The organism is Sporosarcina luteola, assembly GCF_023715535.1.
Lineage (GTDB): Bacteria > Bacillota > Bacilli > Bacillales_A > Planococcaceae > Sporosarcina > Sporosarcina luteola_B.
Genome location: NZ_JAMBOI010000058.1, coordinates 1 through 424, shown reverse-complemented (window position 1 = coordinate 424; position 424 = coordinate 1). Strand labels below are relative to the sequence as shown.

The following is a 424-nucleotide window of genomic DNA, read 5'->3' as shown; positions in this document are numbered from 1 at the left end:
ACCTTGCACAGTGGCAGCGACTATGAAATTCGTCTCTTTTAATATCAACGGCCTGCGTGCCCGCCCACACCAACTGGCCGCCATCGTCGAAAAACACCAGCCGGACGTGATTGGCCTGCAGGAAACCAAAGTTCACGACGACATGTTCCCTCTCGAAGAGGTCGCCAGGCTCGGCTATAACGTCTTTTATCACGGGCAGAAAGGCCATTATGGCGTCGCGCTGCTGACCAAAGAGACGCCGATTGCCGTCCGCCGCGGTTTCCCGGACGATGGCGAAGAGGCTCAGCGCCGCATCATTATGGCGGAGATCCCGTCGCCCTTCGGCAACGTCACAGTGATTAACGGCTATTTCCCGCAGGGTGAAAGCCGCGATCATGAAACCAAATTCCCGGCCAAAGCGGCGTTCTATCAGAATCTGCAGAAC

1 protein-coding gene is annotated in these 424 nt (G+C 56.6%); it reads left to right on the top strand.

Going from position 1 to position 424, the window contains the following annotated elements:
* Positions 1-22: 22 nt before the first annotated feature.
* Positions 23-424 (top strand): exodeoxyribonuclease III (locus M3191_RS18300; protein ID WP_251701742.1); only part of this gene is annotated, 402 nt, incomplete at its 3' end.